Consider the following 4,390-nt stretch of genomic DNA (forward strand, 5'->3'; position numbering starts at 1 on the left):
TAAGTGCGTGTTTCTCATCCCATGGTTCGTAACGGGCCTGCTGGGAGGCTCGTCCGGGTGCCCTGGCGGTGCTGGTTGGGTTGAGAACCGTCACACCGCGCCCGGCAGGTGAACGCCAGACCGGTGACGGCCCGCACCGGGGGTTATCCCCCGTTCTGATCTTGGGGTGCGCCGGATCGCGCCCCCGTTGGGGCGAAACTAGCGTTCGGCCATGACCTCGACTCTACGAAAGCACCTCGCCATGGCAATCGGTGTCGCTACGCTGCTCGCCGCAGAGGCGGGCACGGCTGTCGCCCAGTCTGCCGGCCCCTCCGCCGTGGAGCAGTTACGCCAGGATGCCGCAAGAATCCACGCACTCGGTGTCAGCGGTGTGCAGGCTCGTGTCATTGGGCCTGATGGTCGGCAGTCGGTTGCCACCAGCGGCACTGCCGACCTGACCACCGGCCGCCCGGTCTCTTCCCGCGGTTACTTCCGCATGGCCAGCACGTCCAAGACGCTGGTCGCCACCGTGGTCCTCCAACTGGAGGCCGAGGGCCGGCTGTCCCTGGACGACACCGTCGACCAATGGCTGCCCGGAGTGGTGCAAGGCAACGGCAATGACGGCAGCAAGATCACCATCCGCCAACTCCTCCAGCACACCAGCGGCATCCGCGACAACCTGCCGGGATACACCACGCCGGAGGAGTACTACCAGCAGCGCCACAACGTCTACGAACCCGAGCAGCTGGTCGACCTCGCCATGGCTCACAAGCCGGAGGGCTTCGAGCCCGGCGAGGGCTGGGCGTACTCCAACACTGGCTACGTCCTGCTCGACATGATCATTCAGAAGGCCACCGATCGACCCGCCCACCAGGAGATCGAGAACCGCATCCTGCGCCCGCTCGGCCTCAACCAGACCCGGTGGATGGGCACCTCGCCCACCCTGCCCCGGCCTCACGCCCAGGCCTACCAGCTCTTCGGCCCCGGTTCCCGGGTGGACGTCACCGACCAGATACCGGTGGACTACGAGAACCTTTCGTGGGTCACGACCACGCGGGACGAGAACCGCTTCCTCCGCGCGCTGCTCGACGGCCGCCTGCTGCCGGCACGGCAGCTGGCCAAGATGAAGCAGACCGTCGAGGTGAGCGCAAAGGTCCAAGAGCTGTGGCCCGACGGCCGGTACGGACTCGGCCTGGTCGAACGCCCCCTGAAATGTGGAGGAACCTACTGGAGCCACGAGGGAGGGGACGGCGGCTACATCACCCTCAACGGCGTCACCGATGACGGGCGTCGAAGCGCTGTGGTCTCCATGTCCGAGGCCCGCGGCGACACCAAAGACCACATACTGGAGCAGGAGAACGCGGCCAGCGCCCTGATCGACCACGCACTGTGCGCCGGCGGCCCCAGCACCCGGTGAGCGGGCGCGTCGTCGCGGTGAACTCGGCGCGACGCTCGCTGGTGCCGCAGATGAACGTTGCGTACCACCTCGCCCCGGGCTCCTTTTGGGCTCGCCTCGGCGATACCCCTAGGGACGTAGGGCGGTCAGCCCCCGGCAGACGCCGGTTTCCTCGGCCAGCTGGGGGTGGCGCCTTTGCGCGCCAGGCGCCTGGTCATGAGGGTGATGGCGGCCCAGGTGATCAAAGTTTCGGAGTGCTGGACGAGCCGTTCATAGTCCCGTGCATGCCGGCGGGCGTGCATCATCCACGCAAGACTGCGTTCGACGACCCAACGACGTGGGAGTACGACGAAGCCGGATGCGTCCTTGGGACGGCTGACGGGTTTGATCGTCAGGTTGAGGTGCTGTTTCGCCCAGTCGACGAGCTTCCCGGCGTAAGCCGAGTCGGCCCACACGATCGTGATTTCGGGGTGCATCAGGCGCAGGCGGAACAGGACCTCCTTCGCCGCAGTGGAGTCGTGCAGGTCGGCGGGGGTGACCATGACCAGCAGGGGAAGCCCTCGGGTGTCGACGACCAGGTGGCGCTTGCGACCGTTGATTTTCTTGCCCGCGTCATAGCCGCGGGTAGCTTTGGAGACGGTCTCGGCGGCCTTCACGCTCTGGGAGTCGATCACGGTGGCCACCGCCCGGGGACCTTTGTCCATGTCACGGCGGATCCGCCCGGACAGATGGTCACGGATCTGTCCGATGACCCCGCAGGCCGCCCAGCGGGCCATGAATCCCCAGACTGTGCGCCAGGGCGGGAAATCCGCAGGTAAGGCCCTCCACTTGCAGCCAGTGTCCACGACATAGCGAATCGCGTCGACGACCTCGCGGCGGGGGTGCTTCTCCGGCCTACCGCCGCGGCTGGTGTCGCAGGCCGGTGTGGGCAGGAGGGGTTCGAGCAGGGCCCATTCGGCGTTGGTGGTGTCCGAGGGATAGCGGCGGCGACGCATGGCAGTTGGCTTTCCGCAGTGCTGCTGGGGCCGTCCGCCGTCCGGGCGGCCCCAGCAGCGACCGGTCAGGAGCTGTTGATGAGGTCGAGTGTGGATTCAATGGAGTTGAGCTGGGCGGTGATGTGCTTGACCCACTTGTCGCCCGGGTGGGCGGCGGCGTGCGGGGCGACGGTGCCAGTAATGAGCCGGCGGAACTCGGTCAGCTTCTCCCTGATCACTGCCCGTTCGTATGCCTCCAGGGCAGGCCGTTCGGCGCCGAGCTGGTAGCCGTTGGCTCTGGTCCAGATCAGCGGCGGCCAGCCCTTCTCCGTCGCCTGGTCCTTCAGGGCCGCAAGCCCGGACCGCACCTGACTGGGGGACAGATCGCTCGCGCGTACCAGCTGAGGGAACAGCAGACCGGCGGGCCTGGCCTCGAACAACACGAACCGGACGGTGTCCGCGTGCCGCCGGGCGACATCGCCCCGCCGCCGCGAGGCTCGGGGCATGCCTACTCGCCCTTCAGCATGCGGGCCAGTTCGTCGTCCATGTCGACCTGGCCTGTGTCGACAGCGGTCTCGATCCAGTCCAGGGTGGCCCGAACACGGGCGACGTTCTCGTGCACGATCGTGCGTTCGTCGTCGTTGAGCGTGCGATCCCGCAGGCCGGGGACGGTGCGGCCGGCCGCGGCCACGAAGGAGTGGCAGGCGGTGACCAGGTCCAGAAACTCCACCGTCCGGTCGATGTGCCGGACGGCCGGGGCGACGGGGCTGGTGCGTTCGAAGTCCTCGCGGGCTTGCCGGCTTCGCTCGTTCTGGGCATGGTTGACCTGGAAGCGGGCGGTGTCGTCGCTCATCGCCTTGAACGCGACGTCCGGACGGCGCAGCAGGCTGGTTGCGGCGGTTGTTGCGACCGTCTCGTCACGGGTGAACTCCTCCACCACCCGGACCTTGTCCTCCGCCGACACTTTGGCTGCCACCTGCGGACGCTTGAGGAAGTCGGTGGTCACCGCTGCGGCGACCTCCTCGTCCTGGGCCAGCGAGTGAATCGCGGTGACCTTCTCCTGCGGCGTCACCGGCGTTTCGACCTGCTGCCCCACCCGCCGGTTCGCGTCGTCCGTCGTCCACCGGGGCTTCCCCTCCGGCAGCACCAGAACCGCCGCGAACCGCTCCGCGTCGTCCTCGATGTTCGCCAGCGACCGGTGGACGGTGTAGGACGCGATATTGGGTTGCCGGTGTTCCTTCGGCCAGCGGGACGCCACCCACCTCGTGGTCTTCACCGTGGCGACGCTCAGCCCGATGTCGTCGGCCAGACGGGCCAGCGACTCCTCGACAGTCCACTCCGTCTCCCCGACCGGACCACCCCGCTGCCGCATCGGCTCGATCTCCAGAGCCCGGTCACCGATCGTGAACTGCCCGCGCGTCTGCTGCTCGACCACATCCCGCAGCTCGGCCACGATCTGCTCGTAACGGAACTGGCTGACGCTTCCGACCTTCTCGTTCTCCTCGGTCATGGTGTCCACCACCAACCGCGGGCCGGGGCACGGCACTTGGGGCCGTGACGGGACAGGGCCCGCTTCCTCACCGAGAGTCGGTCTGCAAATCCTAAGATCGCAACGATTGACCATAAATGACCGATTGGTGACCGGAGTTGGGCTCACCATGCGTTCGCTCAGTGGTTACTGTGACCGTTCGCCGAACGGTTCCTTCCGGCGCCTCCAGGCCCTCACCTTGCACCGCGTCGAGCAGTACAAGGCATCCGAGCGACGGTCGACGCCGACCACCCACCGGGCCCCGCACTCGGGGCACTCAGCCTCGCCAACACCGGCCTGGACGGCCGCCAGGCGCTTACGCAACCGGCGTTCCCGCCGCCACTGCCTGGCACGACACGCCGACGAGCAGAACATCGCCCCGGGCCGGGCATCCGGCCTCAGCCGCTCCCCGCAGCCCCGGCAGTTCCTCTCCCCGGCCTGTCCGGTGCCCTCGGACACCAGGCCAGCGTAGGACGCCAGGCTACTCAGAACCGGGGCTTAGAAACAGGCTCT

At 67.8% G+C, this 4,390-nt stretch carries 4 protein-coding genes; 1 reads left to right on the plus strand and 3 read right to left on the minus strand.

What is annotated here, in order from left to right:
• Nucleotides 1–241: 241 nt before the first annotated feature.
• The gene (locus ABT001_RS35750) at nt 242–1,396 is read left to right on the plus strand and encodes a serine hydrolase domain-containing protein (protein ID WP_351285861.1); all 1,155 of its coding nucleotides are present in this window, start codon (nt 242–244) and stop codon (nt 1,394–1,396) included.
• Between the two features lie 125 nt (nt 1,397–1,521).
• Here the strand turns inward: ABT001_RS35750 and ABT001_RS35755 are convergent, their stop codons facing one another.
• From ABT001_RS35755 to ABT001_RS35765, 3 genes are all read right to left on the minus strand, one after another.
• Nucleotides 1,522–2,370: an IS5 family transposase gene (locus tag ABT001_RS35755; protein WP_351285857.1), complete on the minus strand. Its 849-nt coding sequence runs from the start codon at nt 2,368–2,370 to the stop codon at nt 1,522–1,524.
• A 65-nt stretch (nt 2,371–2,435) separates the two neighbouring features.
• On the minus strand, nt 2,436–2,855 hold the full coding sequence (locus ABT001_RS35760) for a RacP protein (RefSeq protein WP_351285859.1): 420 nt from the start codon (nt 2,853–2,855) through the stop codon (nt 2,436–2,438).
• 2 nt (nt 2,856–2,857) lie between these two features.
• Nucleotides 2,858–3,859, minus strand: a complete 1,002-nt coding sequence (locus ABT001_RS35765; protein WP_351285860.1) for a DUF6192 family protein — start codon at nt 3,857–3,859, stop codon at nt 2,858–2,860.
• Between the last annotated feature and the right edge of the window lie 531 nt (nt 3,860–4,390).

The sequence above is a fragment of the Streptomyces sp. NPDC002793 genome (genome assembly GCF_040295485.1).
In the GTDB taxonomy this organism is placed as follows: domain Bacteria; phylum Actinomycetota; class Actinomycetes; order Streptomycetales; family Streptomycetaceae; genus Streptomyces.